The sequence below is a fragment of the Actinoallomurus liliacearum genome, assembly GCF_039542035.1.
Lineage (GTDB): Bacteria > Actinomycetota > Actinomycetes > Streptosporangiales > Streptosporangiaceae > Actinoallomurus > Actinoallomurus liliacearum.
In genome coordinates this window covers 63,630-86,754 of record NZ_BAABHJ010000030.1, presented here as the reverse complement: position 1 = coordinate 86,754, position 23,125 = coordinate 63,630, and the positions used below count along the sequence as shown (strand labels likewise).

Below are 23,125 nucleotides of genomic sequence, written 5' to 3'. Positions count from 1 at the left end.
GGAGAGCGTGACCATATGAGTACCTCCGTCGTCGTGACCGGACTCGGCGCTACTACGCCTCTCGGCGGCGACGTGGCATCGACCTGGTCCGCTCTGCTGGCGGGCCGGTCCGGCGTGAAGCGGCTCACCGCCGAGTGGGCGGAGAGCCTCTCGGTGCGGATCGCGGCTCCGATCGCGGTGGAACCCTCGGAGGTCCTGCCGCGGCACCGGCTGCGCCGGCTGGACCGTTGCCAGCAGTTCGCCCTCATCGCCGCCCGCGAAGCCTGGCTCGACGCCGGCTTCGCGTTCGGCGACGAGGCGGGCTTCCAGGTCGACGGCGACCGGGTCGGCGCGGTCGTCTCGTCGGGGATCGGCGGGATCATCACGACCCTCGACAACTACGACATCCTGAACGAGAAGGGCTGGCAGCGGGTCTCGCCGTTCGCCGTCCCCATGCTGATGCCGAACGGCGGCGCCGGAGTCGTCAGCATCGAGTTCGGGGCGAAGGCCGGCGCGCACGCGCTCGCCAGCGCCTGCGCGTCCAGCGCGGAGGCCATCGGCTACGGCATCGACATGATCCGGTCCGGGCGGGCCGACGTCGTCATCGCCGGCGGCACCGAGGCCGCGATCCACCGGCTCAACCTCGCCGCGTTCGGCTCGATGCGCGCGATGTCCACGCGCAACGACGACCCCGAGCACGCCTCGCGCCCGTACGACAAGGACCGGGACGGCTTCGTGCTCGGCGAGGGCTCCGGGATCCTCATCCTGGAGTCGGAGGAGCACGCGCGGGCCCGCGGCGCCCGGATCTACGCCGTCGCCGCCGGTGTCGGCTACTCCGCCGACGCGGTCGACATCGTGTCGAACGACCCCGACGGCATGTCGAAGGCGATGCTCCGCGCGCTGGCCGACGCCGGCCTGGAGCCGTCGGACATCGTGCACATCAACGCGCACGGCACGTCCACCCCGGTCGGCGACACCGGCGAGATCAAGGCGATCAAGCTGGCGCTCGGCGAGGTCGCCCACCAGGTCGCCATCACCAGCACCAAGTCGATGACCGGCCACCTGCTCGGCGGCACGGGAGCGGTCGAGTCGATCGCCGCGATCCTCGCCCTGCGCGAGGGCCTCGTACCGCCGACGATCAACATCGAGAACCTCGACGACGACGTCGACCTGGACATCGTTCGAGACGAACCCCGGAAGCTGCCCGGCGGTCCCGCCGCCGCCCTGAACAACTCGTTCGGATTCGGCGGGCACAACGTGACCGTCGCGCTGAGGAGGCATGAGTCGTGACCGTTGTCGACAGCAGGTCCGCCACCCGGGCGCCCGAGCCCACGGCACCCCCTGAACCCACCGCGCCGGACCCCCGGGATCCGCGCGTACGGCTGGAGGCGCTCTTCGACGAGGGGTCGCTGCGGCTCCTCTCCGAGGAGGACACCAGCGGCGCCCTCGCGGGCGTGGGCCGGGTCGAGGGCATGCCGGTCGTGGCGTTCGCCAGCGACCCGCGCGTCCAGGGCGGCGCGATGGGCGCGGAAGGCTGCGAGGCCATCGTCCACGCCTACGACCACGCGGTACGCGAGCGGCTGCCGATCATCGGCCTGTGGCACTCCGGCGGGGCGCGCCTCGCCGAGGGTGTCGAGTCCCTGCACGGGGTCGGGCGCGTGTTCGCGGCCATGACCAAGGCGTCGGGCGTGGTCCCGCAGATCTCGGTCGTGCTCGGCGCCGCCGCCGGCGGGGCCGCGTACGGCCCGGCGCTGACCGACATCGTCATCCTGTCCGAGGGCGGCCGCATCTTCGTGACCGGCCCGGACGTCGTACGGTCGGTCACCGGCGAGGTCGTCGACATGGCGGCGCTCGGCGGGCCCGAGCCGCACAGCAAGCGCAGCGGCGTCGTGCACGTCGTGGCCAAGGACGACACCGAGGCCCTCGTCAAGGCCAGGCGGGTCGCGTCGCTCCTCGGCCACCAGGGCCGCATGCGGCCGGAGGAGGTCGAGGAGATCGACCTCGGCGGCGTGCTGCCCGACAACCCGCGCCGCGCGTACGACGTGCACCCCATCATCAACAAGCTGCTCGACGACCCGTCCGAGGCCATCGAGCTGCACCCGAAGTGGGCGCCGAACATCGTCACGACGCTCGGGCGTTTCGGCGGCCGTACCGTCGGCGTCATCGCCAACAACCCGATGCGGCTGGGCGGCTGCCTGGACTCCACGTCGGCGGAGAAGGCGTCGCGGTTCGTGCGGATGTGCGACGCGTTCGGGGTGCCGCTGGTCGTCATCGTCGACGTGCCCGGCTACCTGCCGGGCGTCGGCCAGGAGCACGACGGCGTCGTACGCCGCGGCGCGAAGCTGCTGCACGCGTTCGCCGAGGCGGTCGTGCCGCGCGTCACGCTCGTGACCCGCAAGTCGTACGGCGGCGCGTACATCGCGATGAACTCCCGTGCGCTGGGCGCGACGCGCGTCTTCGCCTGGCCGACCGCCGAGATCGCGGTGATGGGCGCGGTCGCCGCCGTGCGCATCCTGCACCGCCGCAAGCTGGCGGCCGCCCCGGAGGAGGAGCGGCACGCGCTGGAGGAGCAGCTCGCCGCCGAGCACGTGAAGATCGCCGGTGGCGTGGAACGGGCCCATGACCTCGGCGTGATCGACGAGATCATCGAGCCGGCCAAGACCCGGCGCGCGATCGCGCAGGCCATCGCCGAGGCGACCCCGGCCCGGGGCGCCCACGGCAACATCCCCCTGTAGCCCGCGAAGACCCGAGCGCCCCGTCCAGGACGACCTGGGCGGGGCGTTCGTCATCCGCGGCCTCGCCTGCCTCTCCGCATGGATGGACGGCGATCACGCGGAGCGGCGGAATCGGCTGGAGGTATCCGGGTAGGTCGTATGCTCAGGCAGCGTGCGCGTCGATCTTCTAACGCTGGTCGTGGACGACTACGACCCGGCCATCGAGTTCTTCGTCGACGTGCTCGGCTTCGATCTGGTCGAGGACTCACCATCGCTGACGAATGACGGTCGTCCGAAACGGTGGGTCGTTGTCCGGCCGCCGGGTGCCGAGACGGGCATCCTGCTCGCCCGTGCGGACGGGGAGCGGCAGGTGATGGTCGTCGGAAACCAGGTCGCCGGCCGAGTGGGATTCTTCCTGCGGGTGGATGACTTCGACGCCGTCTACCAGCGGATGGTGGCCGCTGGGGTCGAGTTCGTCACCTCACCACGTGCGGAGGCTTATGGACGGGTCGCCGTGTTCGTTGACATCGCGGGGAACCGCTGGGACCTGCTCGGACCGGCCTGACGGACGGCGGCGTGAGCGTCGAGTGATCCGAACGCTCGGATAAGGCGGGTCGCAGGCGAGTGATTCGTACCGGTTCGTTCGGTCACGCGACCTCGATCACCGAGCATTCGGTACGCCCGTCGGCCGTCAGGCATTCCGTTCGGTGGCGGTACCGCGCGCATCTCGGGCTACCGGGCTCACCTACGCGTTCCCCGACCGGTCCGCGTCGAAGCGGCGGCGGGCCTCCTCGATATGGGGCAGGTGCCGGCGGGTCCAGCCGCACATGCCGTTGACCATGGCGCGCAAGGCCTGGCCGGGGCCGGTGAGGACGTAGTCCACCCTCGGCGGCACCGTGGGGTGGACGGTTCGCTCCACCAGGCCGTCGCGTTCGAGCACGCGCAGGGTCTGGGTCAGCATCTTGTGGCTGATGCCGCCCACCTCGGCGTGCAGCTCGCCGAAGCGGAGGGTCCGCTCCCCCAAGACGTTGATGATCAGCAACGCCCACTTGTTGGCGACGTCGGCGAAGATCTCGCGCGCGAGCGAGTCGGCACGTGTCACATCGCCGTCGTCCGCCGGGTTCGCAGGCTGCTCGCTCACCTTGAGGTGCCTCTCTCACGAAAAAGTGCGTTCTTGCACCTCACACCATACTTTCCTACGGTTCCCCAGTAACCAAAAGTGCGTGAGAACGCTTCTCAGGAGGGGCACCTCGTGACCATTCTCAAGACCTACGCCCGGCTGTGGACGGACGACCTGGACCGCGACCTGCCCTTCCTCCGCGACCTCGTCGGCGCGGACCCGCACCTGCGGTTCGGCTTCGAGGGCGTGGAACTCGCCGCGATCGGCGACTTCCTCGTCATCGCCGGACCGCCTGAGGAACGCGCCCGGTACGCCCACGCGACCGCCACCGTGGTCGTCCGCGACCTCGACGAGGTGACCGCCGCCCTGCGGCGCACCGGCGCGCGGATCACCACCCCGGAGGCCACCAGCGCCACCGGGCGCTTCCTCTACGCCCGCCACCCCGGTGGCGCCGAGGTCGAGTACGTCGAGTGGGCGCCCGAGCTGGTGGCGCGCGTCTTCGGTCCCTGACCTGACTCAGAGGTGGAACGCGAGGTGGGTGTGCGCGAGAGGGGCAGGGGGTGGCGACACGAGGACTACCGGAACCGTCCCGGCGCGGGCCCGATCACCGGCCGCCTCCGTAGTAGATGGAACAGCGCGACCCCGGCGACCAGGAAGACCAGGCCGCCGGCCAGCAGGGGCCACGGGTCCAGCAGTCCCTCGGTGCAGTCGCTCCCGCCGTTGACAGAGGTAGTGCAGTGGGTGCCGGGGCCGTGCCGATTGAGGTACGTGAGCAGGAACAGCGGCAGGCTCGCGCTGGAGACCAAGCCGGGCAGGCCCCGCTGGGTGTCCCGGCGCGTGGCCAGCGCGACGGTGCCCACCACGGTGAAGGGCAGGATGAAGATCCCTATCGACAGGATGCTCAGCAGGCCGAGAAGGTAGCAGGCCCCGATCAGGAGCCAGCCGGTGAACATCAGCCAGTCACGCTTGTTGCCGGTCATGCCCTCTTCTTTCGTCGGAAGATGTCGAGCACGGAGGCGACTTTCCCGGCGCGGTCGAACAGGGCCGCGGACCTGCTCGGGCCATGCCGCTCCCCGACATTGAGCGGTCGGATCAAGCAACTGCTCAAACAGTAGGGACCGCCAGATCTGACGGCAAGAGCCCGGCCTTCCTCGTCGAGCGCCGGCAAATCGGCCCGGAAATTCGCTGGCTTGCCGTCTGCCGGCTGCGAGATCGGGCTCAGCCGACGTGGTCCCGCACCGTGGCGCGGAGGCGCGTGGTGATGGCGGACCGGTGCCGCTTCAGCACATGCTGGACAATGCCGATGTGCTCGATTCCATCAATGCCGTGGACTGGGCTGCCATCCCCGGCCGTGCCGGCTGGTACAGCCCAGAGTGCGCCGCCGCCGGATTGCGTGATCTGGCCTCCGCGACGAGCAACCTTGAAGCGGCCAAGGCCGCCAGTCGGCTGGCCGGCGGTGGGATCATCCACGACCACAGCGGCGCGGTCTTCCCCGCGGCGGTGGTCGCGGCTCCCTTCCTCCTCGACATCCTCGAGCACGGCCGCCCCAAGGCGCAGGGCGCCGCCTTGGACCTCCTTAGCTGTTCCCTCACCCACGAGCCCTTCGCCGGCTACACCAGAGTCGACACACCTTCCGTGAAGGGGGTCCCGCTCTGTTGTGCGATAGCGGAGCAGATTCGCGCCCGGGACGACGCCCTCGGCGCACAGGGGCATGGAGCCAGGTCACTGCTCGCGGACACGGCGGAGCACTGGCGGTTCGAGGTCCGCGACGTCGCCGCCGAGTACGAGGCCACTGCCGTCTTCGGCCTTCTCGGCGGCACCTTCCCGGACGGCGCGCATGCGGCAGAGCTGCACGATGGACGCCGGATCATTCAGCTCGCGGCGGTGACGCTTGAGATCCCTCCGAATGCCGACTCGGACGAGGCATGCCTACGCCTCATCGGCGTGCCGGTAGACCGCGTCCGCGCGGGTGCGGTGCTGTATCCCGCGGTCTGTGGTGAACGCGTGCACTGAGCCACCCGCGCGGGGCCGGTCAGCCGTCGGCGAGCCGTACGCCGCGACGCCATACGGCGCGGATGTTCAGCGTGTCTGAGATGTCGGTCGTGGGGTCGCCTTCGACGAGGAGCAGGTCGGCGCGGCGACCGGCAGCGATGCGGCCCCGGTCGTCGAGGCCGAAGCGGTGTGCGGGGGTGCTCGTCGCGGCCCGCAGGGCCGCGATGGGGGTCAGGCCCGCCTGGACCAGGTAGCCCAGCTCCTGGTGGACGCTGGCGCCGTGGGCGAGGCCGCCGAGGAAGGGCAGCGGGAAGGAGGCGTCGGTTCCGACGATGAGGTCGACGCCGGCGGCGTGGAGCGCGCGCACCGAGTCCAGCACGTCCGCGATGCGACCCTGCGGGTACCGGTCGAAGCTGCTGCGCAGCGTCGTGAGCCACGCCTCGTCCAGACGCGTGCTGACGCGCGGGTCGTCCGCGAGGGCCGCGCCGGTGATGCCCATCATCGAGGCGTCGAGGACGACGCAGGGCACGACGAACGCTCCCGATCCCGCGATGAGCTCGATGATCTCTTTGTCGTGCGGCCGGTCCATGAACAGGTGGACGAGGCCGTCGATACCGGCCTCGATCGCCATACGGGTCGCGTCGACGGTGAGCGTGTGCGCGACGGTCAGCATCCCGTGCCGGTGCGCTTCGGCGACACCGGCGTTCAACGTGGCCTGGTCGAGCATCGGCAGGCCCGGGTGGCCCTCGACCGTGCCGTCGTCGACCATGAACTTGATGTAGTCCGAGCCCGCCGCCACGAGCTTCGGGATGTGACTCACCGCCTCCTCCGGGGTGGTGGAGAACGGCATCACGACGTTGCCGAAGGCGGAGCGATCGTCCCCTCCCGGGCGGAAGCCCTCGGGGAAGAGCTCGCTGGGGTGTCCGCCGGGCGGGGTGAGACCGAACCCCGCGGAGCGGACGTCCGCCAGGGAGTCGTCCTCACTGATGGCCGTCCGGTTGTGCTTCGTCCATCGCCCCTGCATCTCCAGCTCGGTCGTGACCCCGAACCTCAGTGCGCACGCCAGCGCCTGCTCAGAGGTGTGGACATGGGCGTCGAACAGGCCGGGCAGCAGGGTCCCGCCCCTCGCGTCCACGACGTGCGCGCCCGCGGGCACGTCGCCGCCGACGGCGATGATCCGGCCCTCGCCGATCAGGACGGTGGTCTGCGGCAGCACCCGTTCCCCGTCGAAGACACGCGCGCCGGTGATGGCTGTAGTGGTCACTGTCCCTCGCTTCTTTCCCCAGAACATGCTCTCATGCAGGAGCATGACTTACAGCATACATATTCTCAACCGCATGCATGCGCTCTATGATGTCCGCATGACGAGCGGTGCGGAATCGGAGGACGACGCCATCCTCGACGGCATCGGACCGGCCTTCTCCCGGTTGCGGCGGCGTGTGCCCACCTCACGCAGGGACGCCTCCCGCAATCTCATCCTCAACATCGTCACCGCCGGGGACGGTGAGATGACCGTCGGCGGCGTCGCGGAGGAGCTAGGCGTGGACCAGTCGGTGGCGAGCCGCATGGTCTCCGACTGCATAGCGGCCGGGCACCTACTCCGTGCGGCCTCGCAGCAGGACGGCCGGCGGACCGTCCTCAAGGTCACCCCGGAAGGCGCCGCCGCGCGGGACGGTTTCGCGAAGGCTCAACGCCTGGCGTTCGAAGAGATCACCCGTGACTGGCCCGCGGAAGAGCGGCTCCAGTTCGCCCGGCTGCTGCTCAGATACGTCGAGGACGGCGCTCGGCTGCGCCGGCAGGAGCACCACGAGCCCGGTTAGGCGTGGTTCTGCACCGTGGCGCGGAAGTGCGCGGCGATGGCGGACAGGTGGTCGAGCGCCGCCGAGTCGTCTTCCGGCACGCCGACGGCGAGTCGCACGTCGGTGATCCCGGCGGGGCCGGCAGCGGGGGGACCTCGGCCATCGTGCTCGGGATGTCGAGGGTGCCGTCGGTGTGGTGGTGGACGGGCGGTCGCCCGACGACCTGAAGACCGGACGGGTCACGGCCGGCCTCGCGGAGCGCGGCGATCAGAATGTTGGTGCCGAGCCGGATCCGCGGGGTCATCCCGGCCGGCACCGAGAGCGTGGTCAGCGGTTCCAGCCAGTGACCGTCGGGACCGGTGGGCTGCCGGCCGCCCTGCCGCCCGCCGATCTCCGGCCTGCCGTACTCGTCGAGACGCTCGCCGAGGACGACATGGTCGGAGACGACCAGACGATCGAACCCCGCCTGGTCGAGCAGGCGCGCGGCGCGGAACATGGGGTCCCAGCCGCCCGGGTCGGCGGCCGCGAACGACACGAGCGCCGTCGACAACTCGGGGTAGCCGTAGCGAACGCGGAAAATCCAGCGAACCTGTGTCTGATCTGGGGTTATTCGAAGACGCGGTCGACGATTTCGGCTTGTTCGGTCTGGCCGGCTCGGAAGTACCGCGTCGAGGTGTCCAGAGATGAGTGACCGAGCAGGGCTTGGACCCGGGCGGGGTCCGCGCCGCCTTGGCGGAGCCGGGTGGCGAAGGTGTGGTGGGGGGCAGAACTGGTGAAGTCTCGTAACCGTCTGGCTTGTATTCGTTGGATGGAGGGCCTGATCGGTCACGGTGTGTGGTCGCCGAGGAGTAGCGGCGCCAAGGGGTTCGGCGGCTTCTTCGGCGGTGAGGGCGAGGTCTTCTCGCCCGGAAGTGCGCGCTCGAAGAGGACGTGTTCGTGAGAATCCGCGGCGGAGATTGCTGTCCGTGGTCATCCGCCCGTAGTGTCGGGGCGATATGGGCGAAGATCGGAAGGTCGAGGCCGTTCTAGAGTTCCTGAGGACTCTGGAGCAGGGGCAGGTCCGTCGGGGAGTGGTTGCGTCCATTGAACGATTTGGTGCGTTCGTGGATCTTGGTGGGGCTAAAGGCCTGGTGAACGTGACCGAGCTGTCGTGGCGCCGTTTCACTGATGTATCGGAGGTAGTGCAGGTCGGCCAAGACGTCACCGTCATGGTTCTGGATGTCGATCTCGAGCGGGAGCGGATGTCGCTGTCATTGAAGGCGCTGCAGGAGGACCCGTGGAAGGAGATCGCCCGGACTCAGCTCGGTGAGGTGCTGAGCGGGCCTGTGACCAGGCTCGTTCCATTCGGTGCCTTCGTTGCTGTGGCTGACGGCATCGAAGGCTTGGTCCACATCTCCGAGTTCCCGGATGAGCAGTTGCCTGCCGAGGGCGAGGAACTGACGGTCCGCATCAGCGACATCAATCTCGGGCATCACCGTATGAGGCTCGAGTTCATTCAATGATCGCCGGGGGCGTAGCGGCTCCAGGGGCCGGCGGCTTCGGCGGCGATGATGGTGAGGCTTTCGTTGTTGTAGCCGAGCATGCTGGCGACGACGGGGGCTGGGGCTTGCAGGACGAGGTGGCGGATCGCTGAGGTGCGGGCCCGGCCCGGTGTGAAGCCGAGGTCGCGGAGCCGTTGCTCGATGGTGCTGGGGTGGACGGGCTGGCCGGCACGTCGTCCGGGGAACAGCCAGCGGCTGTCGGGGTTGGTCGCGGTCTTGGTGTTCGGGCGGGCCGCTGTGTGGGCGAGCAGGATCTGAGCGAAGGGTTCGGGCACCGGGGTGGGTGGGTCACCGAGCCGGAGCAGGATCTGGCCGTCGTGGCTGGTGATGTCGTCGAGGGTGAGTTGGACGATCTTGGTGATGGGCTGGGCGTAGAGCAGTAGGAGTATCGCTGTGACCCGGTCCATCGCCGGGATCTGCTCGTCGGTGACGGCTCGTCGGATCAACGTGATCCGGCGGTGCTGGTCGAGCGGCGCCGGGTTGCGCGTGGAGATGTTCGGGATGGTCAGGCGGGGCATGTTCCCGGTTCGCATGCACCAGCGCAGGAACTGTTGTGCGTGGCGCCGGGCGAGGCGGTGCTCGGCGTGCCATGCGTCCAGGTCGGCCTGCGTGCACTGGGCGGCGGTGCGGCCCCGGTCGGAGAGGAACCTCAGAAACTCGGTGGCCTTGCGGATCTTGTCGCGGGCGGTGCTGTCACGTGATGGGCCGAGCGGTCCGCGGGCGGCGGACTCGCGGAGTTTGCGCAGGACATCCCAGGTGGCGTACTGGTTGAGCAGCGTGCGTTGGTCAGCGTCGTCGACGGCGGCCAGGTGGCCGACCAGCCATGATTCGAACATCAGCAGGTGCCGGTCACGGACCGGGAGCAGGCCGTACTTCATCAACAGGTCACGCAGATAGGCAACCGTCCGCGGAGCACCGAGCATGCTGAGGCCCTCGTGGGTGAGAGGCGTGCGGCCGCGGGCCAGGCTCCGCAGCATCCGCTGGACGTGTTCGGTGCGCAGCCAGGTCTGGCAGCCCAGTGGGCGCCCGACCTGCCGGAGCCCGTCGAACAGTGGCAGCAGCGCCGAGCTGACCTGGCCGGTGCCATCGTCCAGGACGTCGCGAAGCATCTCGGTGAGGATGCAGCGGCGGCAGACGTGGTCGCGTTGACGGAGCCCTTCGTGCCCGCACCGGATGCAGAAGAAGTTGCCCGGAATCCCGGCGCAGTCGACGCAGAGCCGCCCGCCGCCGGCGGCGATTCCAGGCGTCATCCGCTCAGCGCCGCAGTCGGCGCACCGGCCCTGGACCTCCAGCGCGTCGTTGCAGCAGGTGGAGCAGACGACGCCCTCGGGCCAGCGATGCAGCCAGCCGGGAAGCCGGCCGCAGCGAACGCACCGCGGCCGGTCGCCGTGAACCTCGTCGGTGGCCGGGCGGGTCACGGGTCGGGCCGCAGGCGGGCCCGCTTGGGCCGGATCGCCGTGGTATCGACGGCGCGCAGGTCGCCGGTGGTGCCGGTGCGGCGGACGTCGCGGTTCTCGGCCTTGGTGGCGATGAGGTCGGCGGGGGTGACCTCGAGGATGTCACACAGCGCGGCCAGCACGGGTAGTGACAATCGTTCGGGGGTGCCGGTGACCAGGCGGTGGACCTGGGAGGCCGACAGCTTGATTCCGCGGTCGGTCAGCAGCGGGACCAGCTCGGTGGTGGAAAACATGCCGCGGGTGGCCATGAGTTCCCGCAGCCGCCATCGGTAGCTGACCTGGCGTTTTGCGGTCATCGGGCGCTCCGCTCTCGTAGTGCGGCGTCCAGGGTCTGGTCCAGGGCCCGCCGCAGTGTGCGGGTGCGGAAGTCCGATGACACGCAGGTGTAAAGAGCGGTGGTGCTGGCGACCTCGTGGCCGAGTTGAGCTTGGACGAACAGCGCGTCCATGCCTGATTCGATCAGGTGCGTGGCGTATGACCTGCGAAGACTGTGGAAGTCGACGCCGGGATCCAGGCCGAGCTCGTCGCGGTAGGCGGCGAACCGGGAGTCCAGGCGTTTCACTCCGATCCGCCGCCCGCGCTCGGACGGCCAAAGAGCGGGGTTGCCTTCGGCGGCCATGAGCGGCCGGGCCTCGGTCACCCACTGCTCGACGATCTCCGCCGACCAGGGCCAGACCGTCAGCACGCCGCGGCGCTTGGGTGGCGCCCTTCTTGGCCTTGCCGTGGCGGACGTCCAGCACGCCGTACTCGCCGAACTCCGGCCCCTGCGGGTTGGCGCTAAAGTCGGCGACGTCCAGCATGCGGGTCTCGTTGCGGCGCAGCCCGAACGCGTACGCGACCTTGAACAACGTCGCGTCGCGGAACGCCGGCAGCCAGCCCTTGCGGCCCCGGCCTCGGATCCGGGTGACCTGCTGGTCGGCGTGGTCGAAGAACGCCTCCAGCTCATCGATGGTGAAGGCCCGCTTCGTCGGCTCGCCCTCGTACTCCTGGACGTGGACGGCGGTGTTGACCTCGGTGACGACCTGCACCGGGTGCGTGCCGAACCGGGTCTGGCACTGGTCGGCCCAGCCGTAGGCCGGGTCGACCAGGTAGGTGCAGAACGAGCGCAGCGCCTCCTGGTAGGACCGCAGCGTGGAACGGGCGTTGCCGCGCACCGCCCGGATGTCGGTGAACCACTCATCCGCGAGCTGATGACTCCACTCCCATGGGAACGCCTCGCAATGCCGGGCGAAGGCCCGCACCCGCTTCTCCCGGCCCTCAATCGTGGAGAACGCCAGGTTGCGGGCCAGCTGCTGGTTCCGCCAGCCGGTCAGCATCGCCTCGAACACCTGCTCCTCGGGCCGCAGCAGCGGCACCCCGGCCGCCAGCTGCAACCGAGCCGAACCCGGAAGATCCGTCCCCATCTCGTCACGCTCCGTCGATCGCATCTGATGCGAGATGCTCGCACCAGACGCGACCCGGCGAATGGCATGCAGGTCAATCGGCCGGACCCGGCCAACCAGCCACACCGGCCACAAGCGCATCGCCATTCTCGACACCCCTGCGCATAGCCACGAACGGCCAGCTCACAGGCCCCGAGCACAGCAAGCCGACGCAAGGACCGCACTGCGGTACGTATTCGCAACGGATGCAATCCGCGCCGGTTCCAAGATAAGCCTGAAAGGGGCAACGGGCTGGTCGGCGGGGGTGCGGACAGCCGGGGACGCTCGGGGAAGACGCCCACCGTGCCGACCTCACCGTCTCCGCCCTTGGTCAGCGCGATGCCGACCGCGTACGCCGTGTGCCCCGCGTCGGTCTCGACCGGATCGTGCTCGTGGGCGGTCAGCTCCGCCACGACGTCGTCGTACGGGCGGCCGGCGAACGCGATCCCGTCGAAGCGGACCGGCGCGCGGGAGCCGAACTCGATGTAGTACAGCCGATCGTGGTCGTCGTAGAAGAGGATGAGGTCGCCCGCGACGTGCTAGTCGCAGATCCGACGTCCCAGGAGGCTTTGCGGAAGGGGCGGACCGTACCGAGGTCGTCGCCGAACCGCTCCGCGAAGGCGGCGGTGACCTCGTCGCGCCGTGCGCCGAAGTCGACCTCCACGCCGAACCCGCTGATGCCCGCGAAGGGCCGGATCTTCCAGGCCGGATCGTTCATCCGGCCAGCATCCCCGCCTGATCTTGTCCACCGATCGGTGGACGGCAGGTTCAGCCGGTCGATGCTGTCGGGGGAAGGGGGCCCGCGACCAGGCTTGATCGCATGACGAACCCCTCAGTGCGAGTGGCGCGATGGAGCGCCCACCATCCCTGGCGTGCGATCGCCGGACGGATCCTGTTCGTGATGGTCTGTCTCGGCGCCGGGATGGCCGTCGGCGGGAAGGCGGCCACGACCGAGGACTACCGGGTCGGCGAGGCCGGACGTGCCGAGGCGCTGGCCACGCAGGGCGGCCTCCAACAGAAGCCACTCGAACGTGTCCTGATATCGATGCGGGGGCCGGGAAGCCTGGACGCGGCTCGAGGCGAGGCGGTCGCCCGGGACATACGCGAGCGGATGTCGCGGCTCGCGGAGGTCGAGTCGGTGGGCGCGCCGGTGTGGTCGGCCGACCGGCGGGCCGTCCGGGTGGACGTGACGATGACGGGCCCCGAACTGGAGGGCACGGAACACGTTGACGCGCTGCTCGCGCAGACCGGCCAGGTGCAGAAGGCCAATCCCGATCTGCGAGTGGATGAGTCCGGCAGCCCGTCCATCGACAAGGACGTCGATGGGCAGCGCGGCGAAGACCTGTCCCGCACCGAGATGTTCGCACTGCCGGTGACCCTGATCGTGCTGTTGTTGGTGTTCCGGTCGGTGGTGATGGCGGTCGTGCCGCTGCTGCTGGCGGTGTCCTCGATCATCGCGGGAGTGGGGCTGTCGAAGCTGGCCTCGCACGTGTTCCCGGACGCGGGCGTCGGCACCAACGTCATCCTGCTCATCGGCATGGCGGTAGGGGTGGACTACACGCTGTTCTATCTCAAGCGGGATCGCGAGGAACACGCCCGGTCGGGTGGGACGCTGTCGTCGGCGACCGTGGTGGAGCTGGCGGCGGCGACCTCGGGGCGCGCGGTGGTGGTGTCGGGGCTGGCGGTCGCCGCGTCCAGCGCGACGCTGTACCTGTCGGGCGACGTGATCTTCGACTCGCTGGCTACCGGTGCCATTGTGGTCACCGTCGCCGCTGTGGTCAGCTCACTGACCATCCTGCCCGCGCTGCTGGCCAAGCTCGGCGCTCGCGCGTCCCGGCGGCACACGCGGGGCCCAGCGCACACGCGAGGCCCAGCACTCACCTCGTCCGTTCTGGACTCGGTCGCCAGGCGCCCGATGTTCACGCTGGGCGTCGCGGTGGCCGCGATGCTCGCCCTGGCGGCGCCGCTGGTGGGCCTGAAGCTGACCGATGTCGGGCAGGAGACCTTCTCGCGCCAGTTGGCCGCCATGCGGGCCGGCGACAGAATCACCGCGGCGTTCCCGGAGCTGAAGTCGACCAACCAAGTCGTCGTCCGGGCTGACGCGTCCCGGCGGGCGCAGGTGCGCGTGTCACTGGAAGCCCTGGCCGGACGAGTGAAGACCGACCCGTTGTTCGGCGGGCAGACCCGGATCCGGGTCTCGGCCGACCGCCGAATCACCGTGCTGGAAGTGTCGGTTCCCGCCTACCCGAGTGAGAAGCGGGCGCAGGAGTCACTTAAGCGTCTGCGGGCGGAGTACGTCCCGGCGACCGTGGGGAAATTGGACGGGGCAGAGGCAGCGGTGACCGGAAACGTCGCCCGCTCCGCCGACTACCCCGACCATCAGAAGCAGCGGCTGCCGACGATCCTGGGTGCGCTCCTGCTGGTCACCTTCGTCATCACCGTGCTGGCGTTCCGCTCGGTCGTGCTCGGGCTGGTCGGTGTCGTGCTGAACCTGCTGTCAGCCGCGGCATCCCTGGGCGTGCTCACGGCGGTGTTCCAGTACCGCTGGGCCGAGGGGCTGCTCGGCTTCACCTCGATGGGGTCGATCGGGTCCCGGGTGCCGCTGTTCCTGTTCGTGATCCTGTTCGGGCTGTCGATGGACTACCAGGTGTTCACGCTCAGCCGGATCCAGGAGGCGGTGCGGCGTGGCGTGCCCGCCCGCCGAGCCGTGCTCGACGGCATCGGTTCGTCGGCGGGCGTGGTGACCAGCGCGGCGGTGGTGATGGTGACGGTCTTCGCCAGCTTCGTCCCGCTGCACCTGATCGAGATGAAACAGATCGGGTTCAGCCTGGCGTTCGCGGTACTCCTGGACGCCTTCGTGATCCGGCTGGTGCTCCTGCCCGCGCTGATGCTGCTGCTCGGCGAGGCCGCCTGGTGGCCGTCGCGCCGCCGTACGGCGGACACCGGCCGCGAAGGACGCTCGATGCAGACCGTAGGCTGATCAATCGTGCGACTCCCCGACGACCAGTCCCGCATACTGCGCTGGAATGCCGTCCTGTGGGTCCTGTTCGGGCTGGGGCCCGAACTCGTCGCCGCCCACGACGTCCCGGCGGGCCTGCGGAACTGGGCGTTGGGCGTGCCGGCGATGCTCGGGGCGGCCTACGCGGTGTCACTGCGCCTGCCGGGCCGTCGCGTCCCCTGGTTCCTGTGGGTGCTCGCCGCAGGGATCGGCGCGGTGTCCTATCTGCAGTACGGAGCGGCCTCCCTCTACATCGTCTCGTTTCCGCTCTTCTGGCTCACCGCGCGGACGGTCCTGCAGTCGATCGGGCTCAGTGGCCTCGCCGCAGGCGCCGCCCTGGTCGGTGCCATCCTGCGGGGCGGGGAACCGGTCAGCGGCAACGCGGTCGTGACGCTGTTCGCTTACGGGGTCGGAACGATCCTCGCGCTGACCATCCGCCGGTGGCTCGAACGTGCCGAGCAGCGCGCCGAACGCCTCGGGGAACAACTCGCCGACGCCCGATCGGAACTCGCCGAGGCCCACCGGCGGCAGGGCGCGGCGGAGGAACGTGAACGCATGGCCCGGGAGATCCACGACACCCTCGCCCAAGGGCTCGCGTCCATCGTCGTCCTCGCCGAGGCCGCGCGTTCGGACGTCCACGCGGACACGGCCTCCCGGCTGCTGTCGATCGAGCGCATCGCGCGCGAGAACCTGGCCGAGGCACGCGTGCTGGTCGGCTCATCCCCGAAGGAGATGATCGCACCCGGCTCGATCGCCCGTACCCTGCGTCGCACCGTGGACCGCTTCGCCGAGGACACCGGCCTCACCGTCCACGCCGAACTGGCCGATCTCGACTGTGACCAGCCCACTCGGATCGCGCTGCTGCGCTGCACGCAGGAGTCGCTGGCCAACATCCGCAAGCACGCCGCCGCGTCAACCGTCGGCGTCGTCCTGGAGGGGCATCCGCAGCGCGTCGAGTTGGAGGTCACCGACGACGGACGCGGCTTCGCGGTCGAGGACAGCAGCGGCTTCGGCCTGGCCGGAATGCGCCGTCGGCTGGAGGATCTGGGCGGCGAGCTCACCGTTACCAGTTCGATCGGCGACGGCACCCGTGTTCTCGCCGTGCTCCCCGTGGAGGACCGACCATGACCCCGCTGCGCGTCATCGTGGCCGACGACCACCCGGCCATGCGCGCGGGCGTTCTCGCCCTGCTCGCCGCCGACCCCGCCATCGCCGTCGTCGGCGAGGCCTCCGACGGGCGCGAGGCCCTCGCCCTCGTCGAACGGCACGCCCCCGACGTGGCCCTGCTCGACCTGCGCATGCCCGTCTTGGACGGCGTCGAGGCCACCGCCACGATCGTCGCGGGCCCCACCCGCACCCGGGTGCTGATCCTCACCACCTACGACACCGACACCGACATCGAACGCGCCGTCGAGGCCGGGGCCGTCGGCTACCTGCTCAAGGACACCACCCGCGACCAGCTCATCGACGCCGTCCAGGCCGCCGCCCGAGGCGAGACCGTCCTCGCCCCCAAGGTCGCTCAGAAGCTCGTGGCCCGCATGCGCCGACCCGCCCCCGTCGCGCTGACCGCCCGCGAGATCGACGTCCTGCGCGCCGTGGCCGACGGCCTCTCCAACGCCGACATCGGCAACCGGCTGGTCATCGCCGAGGCGACGGTGAAGACCCACCTGCTGCGCATCTTCGCCAAGCTCGACGTCGGCGACCGCACCCACGCCGTGGTCGTGGCCCTCGAACGCGGCCTGCTCACCCGTCCCTGAAGCGGATTGTCGGGGCCTCGTCGACGACGCGGTACCCCACACCCGGGGTGGCGGCGATGACGGGCGGCTCGCCCAGCTTGCGGCGGAGCCGGCCGATCGTCACCGTGACGGTGTTCAGCTCCTTCAGCATCGCCACCGCGCTCATCAGGTCCGCGATTCCGGGTCCGCCGTGGAAGTCGATCGTCTCCAGCACCTGCGGGGTGAACCCGCAGGTAGGAGTAGGAGGCCTCCAGCGCAGACAGGCGCCCCTGGTCGCGGGGCAGCGGCTTCCAGCCCATCGCCGACACCTCACGCAGCGCCCGCATCCCCACCTGCTCCCGCGAGATCCCGCCGACGTCCTCGTCCGGGATCGACGGGTCGGCCAGCACCGGAAGGATCACCTCCATCAGCAGTTGCCGGGCCTCGCCCTTCTTGGCCCGCTCGGCCAGCGCCTCGTTGGTCTTGGCCTTCGCCCGCGACTCGCGTGCCGACACCGCCTGGTCGAACAGCGCGATCGCCTCGTCCAACTGGTCGCCGGCCGACTGGGCGACCAGCGCCAGCAGAATCGGGAAGCGCCGTTCCTCGCGCCGCCGCAGCCCCTGCACCGTCGAACGGCGGCCCAGCGTCGCCAGGCACCTGCGGCGCTCGCGCGGCAGCATCGACAGATCCAGCAGGTGGGCGTCCATCCCGCGCAGGAACAGCAGTTTGTCGATCGCCAGCTTGACCGCCGCGGCGCTCGCCTCCACCGCCGGCGTGCTCAGCCACGCCAGCCGCGTCACCCTAGCGCTGACCAGGAACTCCGCGGCCTGGTGGAACAGCAGCGACGGGGTGTCGTGCTCCATCGCCCGGTCCAGCAGGAACTGCTCCAGCTCCTTCAACGACTCCCCGCCGCTGGATGCCGGGCTCCAGTCCAGATAGGCCTGCACCAGCCGCAGATGGTCACTACGGGTCTGCGCCCCGCCGCCCGTACTGCTCCAGCGACCCTGGGAACACCGCCAACTGATTCGCCAACCGCAACACCGCAGCCTGCGGAACCGACCAGATGTCATCGGGCACGAACCCCAGCCACGGCAGCGTGCACAGCTGAACGGCCAGCCCGAGTCTCGCCGCCGGATGTGGCCGACCCCACCAACCCCCAACGGATGTATCGGAACCGACACGAACCGTAGCGGCAGAGATCAACGCCTGTCCTCAGAACCCGAATAACCCCAGTTCAGACGTTGGTCCGTTGGATTTTCCGCGTTCGCTACAGGGACCCCAACCCGGGCCGGGGCCGTGGTTCCTGCGGCATGCCGGCGTTCCTCCCGCGCCGGATCGAGGATCGGGCGAGGAGTCCTCGCCGTGTTCCCGACCGGCGAGGACTCCTGGTGAGGACCTCAGCCCGCCGCGTGCAGCCAGCGGACGGGCGCGCCGTCGCCGGCCCGGCGGAAGGGCTCGAGCTCGTCGTCCCAGGGCTTGCCGAGGAGGCGGTCGACCTCATGCTCGAACGTGGCCTTGCCGGCGAGCGCGTTGGCCATGGCGGCGCGGAGGCGGTCCTCGGGCACGTGGATGTCCCCGTTGGCGCCGATGACCGCCGTGAACACGCCGAGGGACGGCGTGGAGCTGTAGCGGACACCGTCGCAGCCCGGACTGGCGTCCTCGGTCGCCTCGAAGCGCAGCAACCGCCACTGGCGCAGCGCGGAGACGATGCCGGCCGCCGTGCCCGGCTGGCCCTCCCAGCACAGCTCGGCGCGCATCGTGCCGGGCGCCGCGGGCTGATCGCTCCACGGCAGTGACACGGGCACGCCGAGTACACCTGCGGCGGCCCACTCCACATGCGGGCACAGCGCAGGTGGCGCTGAGTGGACGTAGAAAACGCCACGTGCGGACACCGGACCTCCTGGGAACGTCGCGAGGTTCGTCTTCCCCTACGTCCTCGGCGCTCCAGGTAGATGACCGCCTGGTTATTGTGCCTCATCATCACCAGTCGCACCAGCCCGGGATCCCGGTCGCGGGTGCGCCTCGAGCGTTTCCTACTCGTTGGTAGGCTCGGCCGTCGTGCGCGATCAACAGGCGCCACTACGTGGTTCGGTGATGACAGTCGAGGAGATTGCCGTATGCGAAGAGCCCTGATCCTGGCCGCGACCGCGGGGCTCCTCGCCGGGTGTGGTGGTCAGCATCGCGGTTCCGCCGCCGGGCCACCGGAAAAGGACGTCCGGCTCACCTCTTGTGTGCTCAGCCGGAAACTGCACGCCGGGGTCGTCCACGGTGTGATCACCAACACGGCCGGCCGTGCGGCGGGATACGTCGTCCAGATCGACATCATCGACGGCGGCGGCAACCCGGTCGACACCGCGCTGCACGCCGAGACGGAGGTCGCGCCGGGCGCGAACGTGAAGTTCTCCGCCAGCGGCGTGCAGACCTACAACGGGAAGATCACCTGCCGCGTCGCGTCCGTACAGCGAACGCCCCGCTGACGAGCACCACGCCCACCGCGAGCCAGGCCACGTAGTCGCCGAACCGGTCATACGGCGTACGGCCTCCGGCGGGCACCACCTCCACCAGCACCGACCCCCGGCGGGACGTGTCCGACCAGGCGAGCCGGCGCCCCTTCGCGTCGAACGCGGCCGACACCCCGGTGAGCGCGGCCTGAACGACGGGACGCCCGGTCTCGGCCGCGCGCACCGCGCCGAGCGACGCGTGCTGCGCCGGAGCCCAGCTGTCCTGGAAGGTCGACGTCGCCGACTCGTACACGATGAGCCGCGCGCCACGGCGGGCGACCGCCCGGCTCAGGTCCGGGAACGCCGACTCGAAGCAGACGAGGGGTGCGAAGGTCACGGCGTCCGGGCCGCCGCCCGCGCGCATCAGCACCAGGCCCGTGCCGGGCAGCCGGTCCTCCTTCGCCGCCTCGCTGATGCGGGCGACCCATCCGAGCTCCCTGCGCAGCGGGATGTACTCCCCGAACGGCACGAGCCGGTTCTTGACGTACCGGCCCTGGACGCCGTCCGGACCGATGAACACCGCGCTCTTGGCGATGCGCCCGGACGCGTCCCGCGCGTCCTCGTTGACCAGCAGCGGGCCGTGCGCCCGGGCGAGCGCCGTCAGCCGCGCGACCAGGTCGGGGCGCCGGTCCAGGTCGAAGCCCACGCTACTCTCCCCCCAGACGACCAGGTCGGCGGCCGGCAGCGCGGACGTGATCCGCTCGCCGTCGGCGAACCGGCGGTCCGGGCCGTCCACGACGCCGGGCTGCACGAGCGCGATCCGCATCGGCCGGCCCACGGCCTCGGACGAGGGGGTGTACAGGGCCGGTCCGGACAGCGCGATCAGCGTGGCCAGGACCGCCACGGGCGCCGACCGGGTGACGAGGACCATCGCCACCGCGGTGTTGACCGCCACGAGAGCGAAGGTCACCAGCCAGACGCCGCCCAGCGAGGCCAGGCTCAGCACCGCCGGGTGCCGCCACTGCGTCGCGCCGTACAGCGCCCACGGTCCGCCCAGGGCGTGCCACGAACGCGCCCACTCCCCCGCGACCCAGACGCTCGGCACCACGACCAGCGCCGCGAGGAGACGGCCCGGCCGCAGCAGCGCCCACGCGGCGAAGCCCCACCCGGCCCACAGGACGCCGGCGCCCGTGGCCACCAAGGCCAGCGCCGGACCGATGTTGGGGATCAGCCAGTACAGCGCGGCGGCGAGGAACCCGGCGCCGAACCACCAGCCGCGTACGGCGGCCTCCCGACCGGTCGCCGCGGACCGTACGACCAGCAGGCCGGGCACGAGCGCGACCCACGCGAACCAGTCGAGCCCCGCGCGGGGGAACGCGAGGACCGGAAGCGCCCCGGCGGCCAGCGCGGCGAGCCGTGGCCGGGCGCGTGCCCCCTTGGGAGCGGGCGGACGTTCGTCCGGCGCGGGATCGCTCGAGCCGGTGCGCTCCGCCGCCGTTCTCATCCCATCAGGGTGACCCCGGGGCGACCCGGCGGCAAGAACCCGCCTCCCGGCCGGGCTCGTCCGGAGACACCACCCCGTCCGGGAAACACGGAACCATCCGACGACGATGTGTAATCACACGGACACGCCGAGAAGGTGACAGATGACGGATCAGGACGCACGACTCGAACGCCTCCTCGCCCGCCACCGCGACGCGACCGTGGTCGAGGCGCTTCCCGGCCGCCCGGCGCTCGTCCGCCGCGACCAGATCCTCGTCGCGGCCCGCGACGTGCCGGCCGTCGAGGACGCCGTGCGCCGCTGGCACGACGCGCGGCACGACGGGCCGGGAGTGGCCCGGCTGCTACTCCGCGCCGGCGCGAACGTGGACGTCTGCGACCTGTCCGCCCGGCTGGCCGGGGACGCGCCGCACCGACGGCTGGCCGTCGCGCCCAACCACCTCGTCCACGGCCAGCCGATGTGGTGGAGCGGCCCCGCCGGAGCGCCCCGTCCCGCGCCGGCGTTCGACGCGCCCGCCGCCGACGGGGCGGCCCGCCGTACGGTCACGGTCGCCGTCCTCGACACGGGCCTGTCATCGCACCCCTGGTACTCCGCCACCCCCTGGTACGCCGAGCAGCGCGCGGAGGTCACCGAGGTCCTGGACGCCGACCTGGACCACACGCTCGACGCGCAGGCCGGACACGGCACGTTCATCGCCGGCGTGCTGCTGCGCCGCGCGCCGTCGGCGCGGATCCGCGCCAAGCGCGTGATCGGCGGCGACGGCGTGGGCGACGAGTTCGGCGTCCTGCACGCCCTGGCCTGGCTGGCCGGCTGGGGACGCGCGGACGTCGTCAACCTGTCCTTCGGCTGCCACACGTACGACGACCGCCCCTCTCCCCTGGTCTCCCGCGCCATCGCCGCCCTCGGCCGACGTACGGTCGTCGTGGCGTGCGCGGGCAACCACGCGAGCGACCGGCCGTTCTGGCCGGCCGCCCTCAAGAACGTCATCGCGGTGGCCGCCCTGGACGGCGACGAGCGCGCGGCGTTCTCCGACTACGGCTGGTGGGTGGACGCCTGCGCGCCCGGCGTCGACGTCCACAGCTGCTTCGTCCGCTTCGACGGCCCCCGGCCGCGCGTCGGAGGGACCGACCCGGACGACTTCACCGGCTACGCCTACTGGAGCGGCACGTCCTTCGCGACCCCCGCCGTCGCGGGCGCCATCGCCGGGCTCGCCGCCGCCGAGGATCTGCCCGCCCCGGCCGCCGCCGACCGCCTCCTCGACCCCGCCACCCATCCCACCCACCCCGACCTCGGCGTACCCGTCATCTGACCGGGCGCGGAGGCCGCGCCTGCCCCGGCGGGGGTCACCGGCAGCGTGAGCCTCGCCGGCGATCGCGTCGCCGCCCCGGCCCGGTCCGCCATGAAAGGACTTTCACCCGCTCCGCGGACACGCGGCGCGATCGTGCCTCGTCGGCCCGCTGCGGCGCGGTCGTCCGCGCGGCGCCGGGGCCGCGGGCCGTGCGGCCTCCGTGGGTGCCGGGTTAGCATCCCGACGTTTGAGAGCGCTCTCAGCCCGTACGGCCGCCCGGCGGCCGTACGGGTCCCCGTACCCGCTCGCGAACCCCGGAGGTTCCCCATGAGACGTCGAGCCCTCTCGGCCGCCCTGGCGCTGGCCGGGTCGGTCCTCATCCCCGCGATGGCCGGCACCCCGGCGCACGCCGACACCCAGATTTGCGCGCAGTACGGCTCGACCAAGATCCAGAGTGGCCGGTACGTCGTCCAGAACAACAACTGGGGCGACAGCACGACGCAGTGCATCAACGTCACCGGCACCGGGTTCTCGGTCACCACCGCCAGCCACAACAAGCCGCAGAACGGCGCGCCCGGCTCGTACCCGTCGATCTACGCCGGCTGCCACTACGGGAACTGCTCCACCGGCAGCGGCCTGCCCCTGCGGACCGACGACGGCCGGTTCACCACGATCCAGACGAGCGTGAGCATGTCCTACCCCGGCTCCGGGGTGTACGACGCCTCGTACGACATCTGGTTCGACCCGACGGCCCGCACGAACGGCCAGAACACCGGCGCGGAGCTCATGGTCTGGCTGAACCACACCGGCTCGGTCCAGCCCGTCGGCTCCAAGGTCGCCACCGTCAGCCTCGCGGGCGGCACCTGGGACGTCTGGTACGGCAACAGCGGCTGGAACGTCGTGTCGTACGTGCGCACCTCCCCGACCTCCTCGATCTCCTTCCCGGTGCACACCTTCTACGACGACATGGTGCGGCGCGGCTACGCGCAGCGCTCCTGGTACATCACCAGCGTCCAAGCGGGCTTCGAGCCGTGGGTCGGCGGCGTCGGCCTCGCCGTGAACAACTTCTCGTACAGCATCGGCTGACCGCCGGTCCGTCGGAGGGGCGGCGCCTTCGCCGCCTTCGAGGCGCCCCCCTTCTTCAACCGATTGTAATCAG

26 protein-coding genes and 2 pseudogenes are annotated in these 23,125 nt (G+C 70.8%); 15 read left to right on the top strand and 13 right to left on the bottom strand.

What is annotated here, in order from left to right; all coding sequences use genetic code 11:
* Positions 1 to 15 precede the first annotated feature (15 nt).
* The 3 genes from fabF (at position 16) to ABD978_RS34340 (ending at position 3,258) form a co-directional block, all read left to right on the top strand.
* Positions 16 to 1,269 (top strand): beta-ketoacyl-ACP synthase II, encoded by a 1,254-nt coding sequence (fabF, locus tag ABD978_RS34350; RefSeq protein ID WP_345364046.1) that lies wholly within the window; start codon positions 16 to 18, stop codon positions 1,267 to 1,269.
* Positions 1,266 to 2,714: an acyl-CoA carboxylase subunit beta gene (locus ABD978_RS34345; protein ID WP_345364044.1), complete on the top strand. Its 1,449-nt coding sequence runs from the start codon at positions 1,266 to 1,268 to the stop codon at positions 2,712 to 2,714. Before fabF ends, ABD978_RS34345 begins: the two co-directional genes overlap by 4 nt.
* A 151-nt stretch (positions 2,715 to 2,865) precedes the next feature.
* Complete coding sequence (locus ABD978_RS34340) at positions 2,866 to 3,258, top strand: VOC family protein (RefSeq protein ID WP_345364042.1); 393 nt, start codon at positions 2,866 to 2,868, stop codon at positions 3,256 to 3,258.
* 180 nt (positions 3,259 to 3,438) lie between these two features.
* Here ABD978_RS34340 and ABD978_RS34335 read toward each other — a convergent pair whose 3' ends face one another.
* Positions 3,439 to 3,834 (bottom strand): winged helix-turn-helix transcriptional regulator, encoded by a 396-nt coding sequence (locus tag ABD978_RS34335; protein ID WP_345364040.1) that lies wholly within the window; start codon positions 3,832 to 3,834, stop codon positions 3,439 to 3,441.
* Between the two features lie 111 nt (positions 3,835 to 3,945).
* On the opposite strand from ABD978_RS34335, the gene ABD978_RS34330 reads away from it, so the two are divergent.
* On the top strand, positions 3,946 to 4,323 hold the full coding sequence (locus ABD978_RS34330) for a VOC family protein (protein WP_345364038.1): 378 nt from the start codon (positions 3,946 to 3,948) through the stop codon (positions 4,321 to 4,323).
* Positions 4,324 to 4,388: 65 nt separating this feature from the next.
* Here the strand turns inward: ABD978_RS34330 and ABD978_RS34325 are convergent, their stop codons facing one another.
* On the bottom strand, positions 4,389 to 4,793 hold the full coding sequence (locus tag ABD978_RS34325; RefSeq protein ID WP_345364036.1) for a hypothetical protein: 405 nt from the start codon (positions 4,791 to 4,793) through the stop codon (positions 4,389 to 4,391).
* Between the two features lie 307 nt (positions 4,794 to 5,100).
* On the opposite strand from ABD978_RS34325, the gene ABD978_RS34320 reads away from it, so the two are divergent.
* Positions 5,101 to 5,826, top strand: coding sequence for a hypothetical protein (locus tag ABD978_RS34320; protein ID WP_345364034.1), 726 nt, complete (start codon positions 5,101 to 5,103; stop codon positions 5,824 to 5,826).
* 19 nt (positions 5,827 to 5,845) lie between these two features.
* Here ABD978_RS34320 and ABD978_RS34315 read toward each other — a convergent pair whose 3' ends face one another.
* Positions 5,846 to 7,069 carry an amidohydrolase family protein gene (locus tag ABD978_RS34315; RefSeq protein ID WP_345364032.1) on the bottom strand — a complete coding sequence of 408 codons (1,224 nt, stop codon included), beginning with the start codon at positions 7,067 to 7,069 and terminating at the stop codon, positions 5,846 to 5,848.
* A gap of 97 nt (positions 7,070 to 7,166) precedes the next feature.
* On the opposite strand from ABD978_RS34315, the gene ABD978_RS34310 reads away from it, so the two are divergent.
* On the top strand, positions 7,167 to 7,625 hold the full coding sequence (locus tag ABD978_RS34310) for a MarR family winged helix-turn-helix transcriptional regulator (RefSeq protein WP_345364030.1): 459 nt from the start codon (positions 7,167 to 7,169) through the stop codon (positions 7,623 to 7,625).
* A gap of 172 nt (positions 7,626 to 7,797) precedes the next feature.
* Complete coding sequence (locus tag ABD978_RS34305) at positions 7,798 to 8,295, top strand: hypothetical protein (protein ID WP_345364028.1); 498 nt, start codon at positions 7,798 to 7,800, stop codon at positions 8,293 to 8,295.
* On the opposite strand, the gene ABD978_RS44080 is transcribed toward ABD978_RS34305, so the two are convergent.
* The gene (locus ABD978_RS44080) at positions 8,211 to 8,405 is read right to left on the bottom strand and encodes a tyrosine-type recombinase/integrase (RefSeq protein WP_425550799.1); all 195 of its coding nucleotides are present in this window, start codon (positions 8,403 to 8,405) and stop codon (positions 8,211 to 8,213) included. The genes ABD978_RS34305 and ABD978_RS44080 overlap by 85 nt on opposite strands.
* Positions 8,406 to 8,605: 200 nt before the next feature.
* On the opposite strand from ABD978_RS44080, the pseudogene ABD978_RS34300 reads away from it, so the two are divergent.
* Positions 8,606 to 9,103 (top strand): annotated as a pseudogene (locus ABD978_RS34300) (S1 RNA-binding domain-containing protein); the annotation flags it as partial.
* On the opposite strand, the gene ABD978_RS34295 reads toward ABD978_RS34300, so the two are convergent.
* Genes ABD978_RS34295 through ABD978_RS34285 form a run of 3 tightly spaced genes read right to left on the bottom strand, consistent with a single transcriptional unit; the run spans position 9,100 to position 11,221 of the window.
* Positions 9,100 to 10,563, bottom strand: a complete 1,464-nt coding sequence (locus tag ABD978_RS34295; protein ID WP_345364026.1) for a hypothetical protein — start codon at positions 10,561 to 10,563, stop codon at positions 9,100 to 9,102. The pseudogene ABD978_RS34300 and the gene ABD978_RS34295 sit on opposite strands and share 4 nt — an antisense overlap.
* Positions 10,560 to 10,835 (bottom strand): helix-turn-helix domain-containing protein, encoded by a 276-nt coding sequence (locus ABD978_RS34290; RefSeq protein WP_425550798.1) that lies wholly within the window; start codon positions 10,833 to 10,835, stop codon positions 10,560 to 10,562. Before ABD978_RS34290 ends, ABD978_RS34295 begins: the two co-directional genes overlap by 4 nt.
* A gap of 59 nt (positions 10,836 to 10,894) precedes the next feature.
* Complete coding sequence (locus ABD978_RS34285) at positions 10,895 to 11,221, bottom strand: tyrosine-type recombinase/integrase (protein WP_345364182.1); 327 nt, start codon at positions 11,219 to 11,221, stop codon at positions 10,895 to 10,897.
* Positions 11,222 to 11,400: 179 nt separating this feature from the next.
* Here ABD978_RS34285 and ABD978_RS34280 point away from each other — a divergent pair, with 179 nt between their 5' ends.
* Complete coding sequence (locus ABD978_RS34280; RefSeq protein ID WP_345364022.1) at positions 11,401 to 11,676, top strand: hypothetical protein; 276 nt, start codon at positions 11,401 to 11,403, stop codon at positions 11,674 to 11,676.
* Positions 11,677 to 12,423: 747 nt separating this feature from the next.
* Here ABD978_RS34280 and ABD978_RS34275 read toward each other — a convergent pair.
* Positions 12,424 to 12,741: a hypothetical protein gene (locus ABD978_RS34275; protein ID WP_345364020.1), complete on the bottom strand. Its 318-nt coding sequence runs from the start codon at positions 12,739 to 12,741 to the stop codon at positions 12,424 to 12,426.
* Positions 12,742 to 12,843: 102 nt separating this feature from the next.
* On the opposite strand from ABD978_RS34275, the gene ABD978_RS34270 reads away from it, so the two are divergent.
* The 3 genes from ABD978_RS34270 to ABD978_RS34260 are packed head-to-tail and all read left to right on the top strand — an operon-like array spanning position 12,844 to position 16,778.
* Positions 12,844 to 15,003, top strand: a complete 2,160-nt coding sequence (locus ABD978_RS34270) for an MMPL family transporter (protein ID WP_345364018.1) — start codon at positions 12,844 to 12,846, stop codon at positions 15,001 to 15,003.
* A gap of 6 nt (positions 15,004 to 15,009) precedes the next feature.
* Positions 15,010 to 16,149 (top strand): sensor histidine kinase, encoded by a 1,140-nt coding sequence (locus ABD978_RS34265; RefSeq protein ID WP_345364016.1) that lies wholly within the window; start codon positions 15,010 to 15,012, stop codon positions 16,147 to 16,149.
* Complete coding sequence (locus ABD978_RS34260) at positions 16,146 to 16,778, top strand: response regulator (protein WP_345364014.1); 633 nt, start codon at positions 16,146 to 16,148, stop codon at positions 16,776 to 16,778. The genes ABD978_RS34265 and ABD978_RS34260 overlap by 4 nt, the downstream gene beginning before the upstream one ends.
* Here ABD978_RS34260 and ABD978_RS44075 read toward each other — a convergent pair.
* From ABD978_RS44075 to ABD978_RS34245, 4 genes and pseudogenes are all read right to left on the bottom strand, one after another.
* Positions 16,765 to 16,971 carry a winged helix-turn-helix domain-containing protein gene (locus tag ABD978_RS44075; RefSeq protein WP_425550796.1) on the bottom strand — a complete coding sequence of 69 codons (207 nt, stop codon included), beginning with the start codon at positions 16,969 to 16,971 and terminating at the stop codon, positions 16,765 to 16,767. The genes ABD978_RS34260 and ABD978_RS44075 overlap by 14 nt on opposite strands.
* A 622-nt stretch (positions 16,972 to 17,593) precedes the next feature.
* Positions 17,594 to 17,683 (bottom strand): annotated as a pseudogene (locus tag ABD978_RS44070) (hypothetical protein); the annotation flags it as partial.
* 16 nt (positions 17,684 to 17,699) lie between these two features.
* On the bottom strand, positions 17,700 to 17,939 hold the full coding sequence (locus ABD978_RS44065; protein WP_425550795.1) for a DUF4158 domain-containing protein: 240 nt from the start codon (positions 17,937 to 17,939) through the stop codon (positions 17,700 to 17,702).
* A gap of 194 nt (positions 17,940 to 18,133) precedes the next feature.
* The gene (locus ABD978_RS34245; RefSeq protein WP_345364010.1) at positions 18,134 to 18,628 is read right to left on the bottom strand and encodes a DUF3145 domain-containing protein; all 495 of its coding nucleotides are present in this window, start codon (positions 18,626 to 18,628) and stop codon (positions 18,134 to 18,136) included.
* A gap of 225 nt (positions 18,629 to 18,853) precedes the next feature.
* Here ABD978_RS34245 and ABD978_RS34240 point away from each other — a divergent pair, with 225 nt between their 5' ends.
* Positions 18,854 to 19,213, top strand: a complete 360-nt coding sequence (locus tag ABD978_RS34240) for an FxLYD domain-containing protein (RefSeq protein ID WP_345364008.1) — start codon at positions 18,854 to 18,856, stop codon at positions 19,211 to 19,213.
* Here the strand turns inward: ABD978_RS34240 and lnt are convergent.
* Positions 19,173 to 20,681, bottom strand: coding sequence for an apolipoprotein N-acyltransferase (gene lnt / locus ABD978_RS34235; protein ID WP_345364006.1), 1,509 nt, complete (start codon positions 20,679 to 20,681; stop codon positions 19,173 to 19,175). The two genes, ABD978_RS34240 and lnt, sit on opposite strands and share 41 nt — an antisense overlap.
* A gap of 142 nt (positions 20,682 to 20,823) precedes the next feature.
* On the opposite strand from lnt, the gene ABD978_RS34230 reads away from it, so the two are divergent.
* Together ABD978_RS34230 and ABD978_RS34225 are read left to right on the top strand one after the other, a co-directional pair.
* Positions 20,824 to 21,987: a S8 family peptidase gene (locus ABD978_RS34230; RefSeq protein ID WP_345364004.1), complete on the top strand. Its 1,164-nt coding sequence runs from the start codon at positions 20,824 to 20,826 to the stop codon at positions 21,985 to 21,987.
* 306 nt (positions 21,988 to 22,293) lie between these two features.
* Positions 22,294 to 23,052, top strand: a complete 759-nt coding sequence (locus ABD978_RS34225; RefSeq protein WP_345364002.1) for a GH12 family glycosyl hydrolase domain-containing protein — start codon at positions 22,294 to 22,296, stop codon at positions 23,050 to 23,052.
* The last annotated feature ends 73 nt before the right edge of the window (positions 23,053 to 23,125 follow it).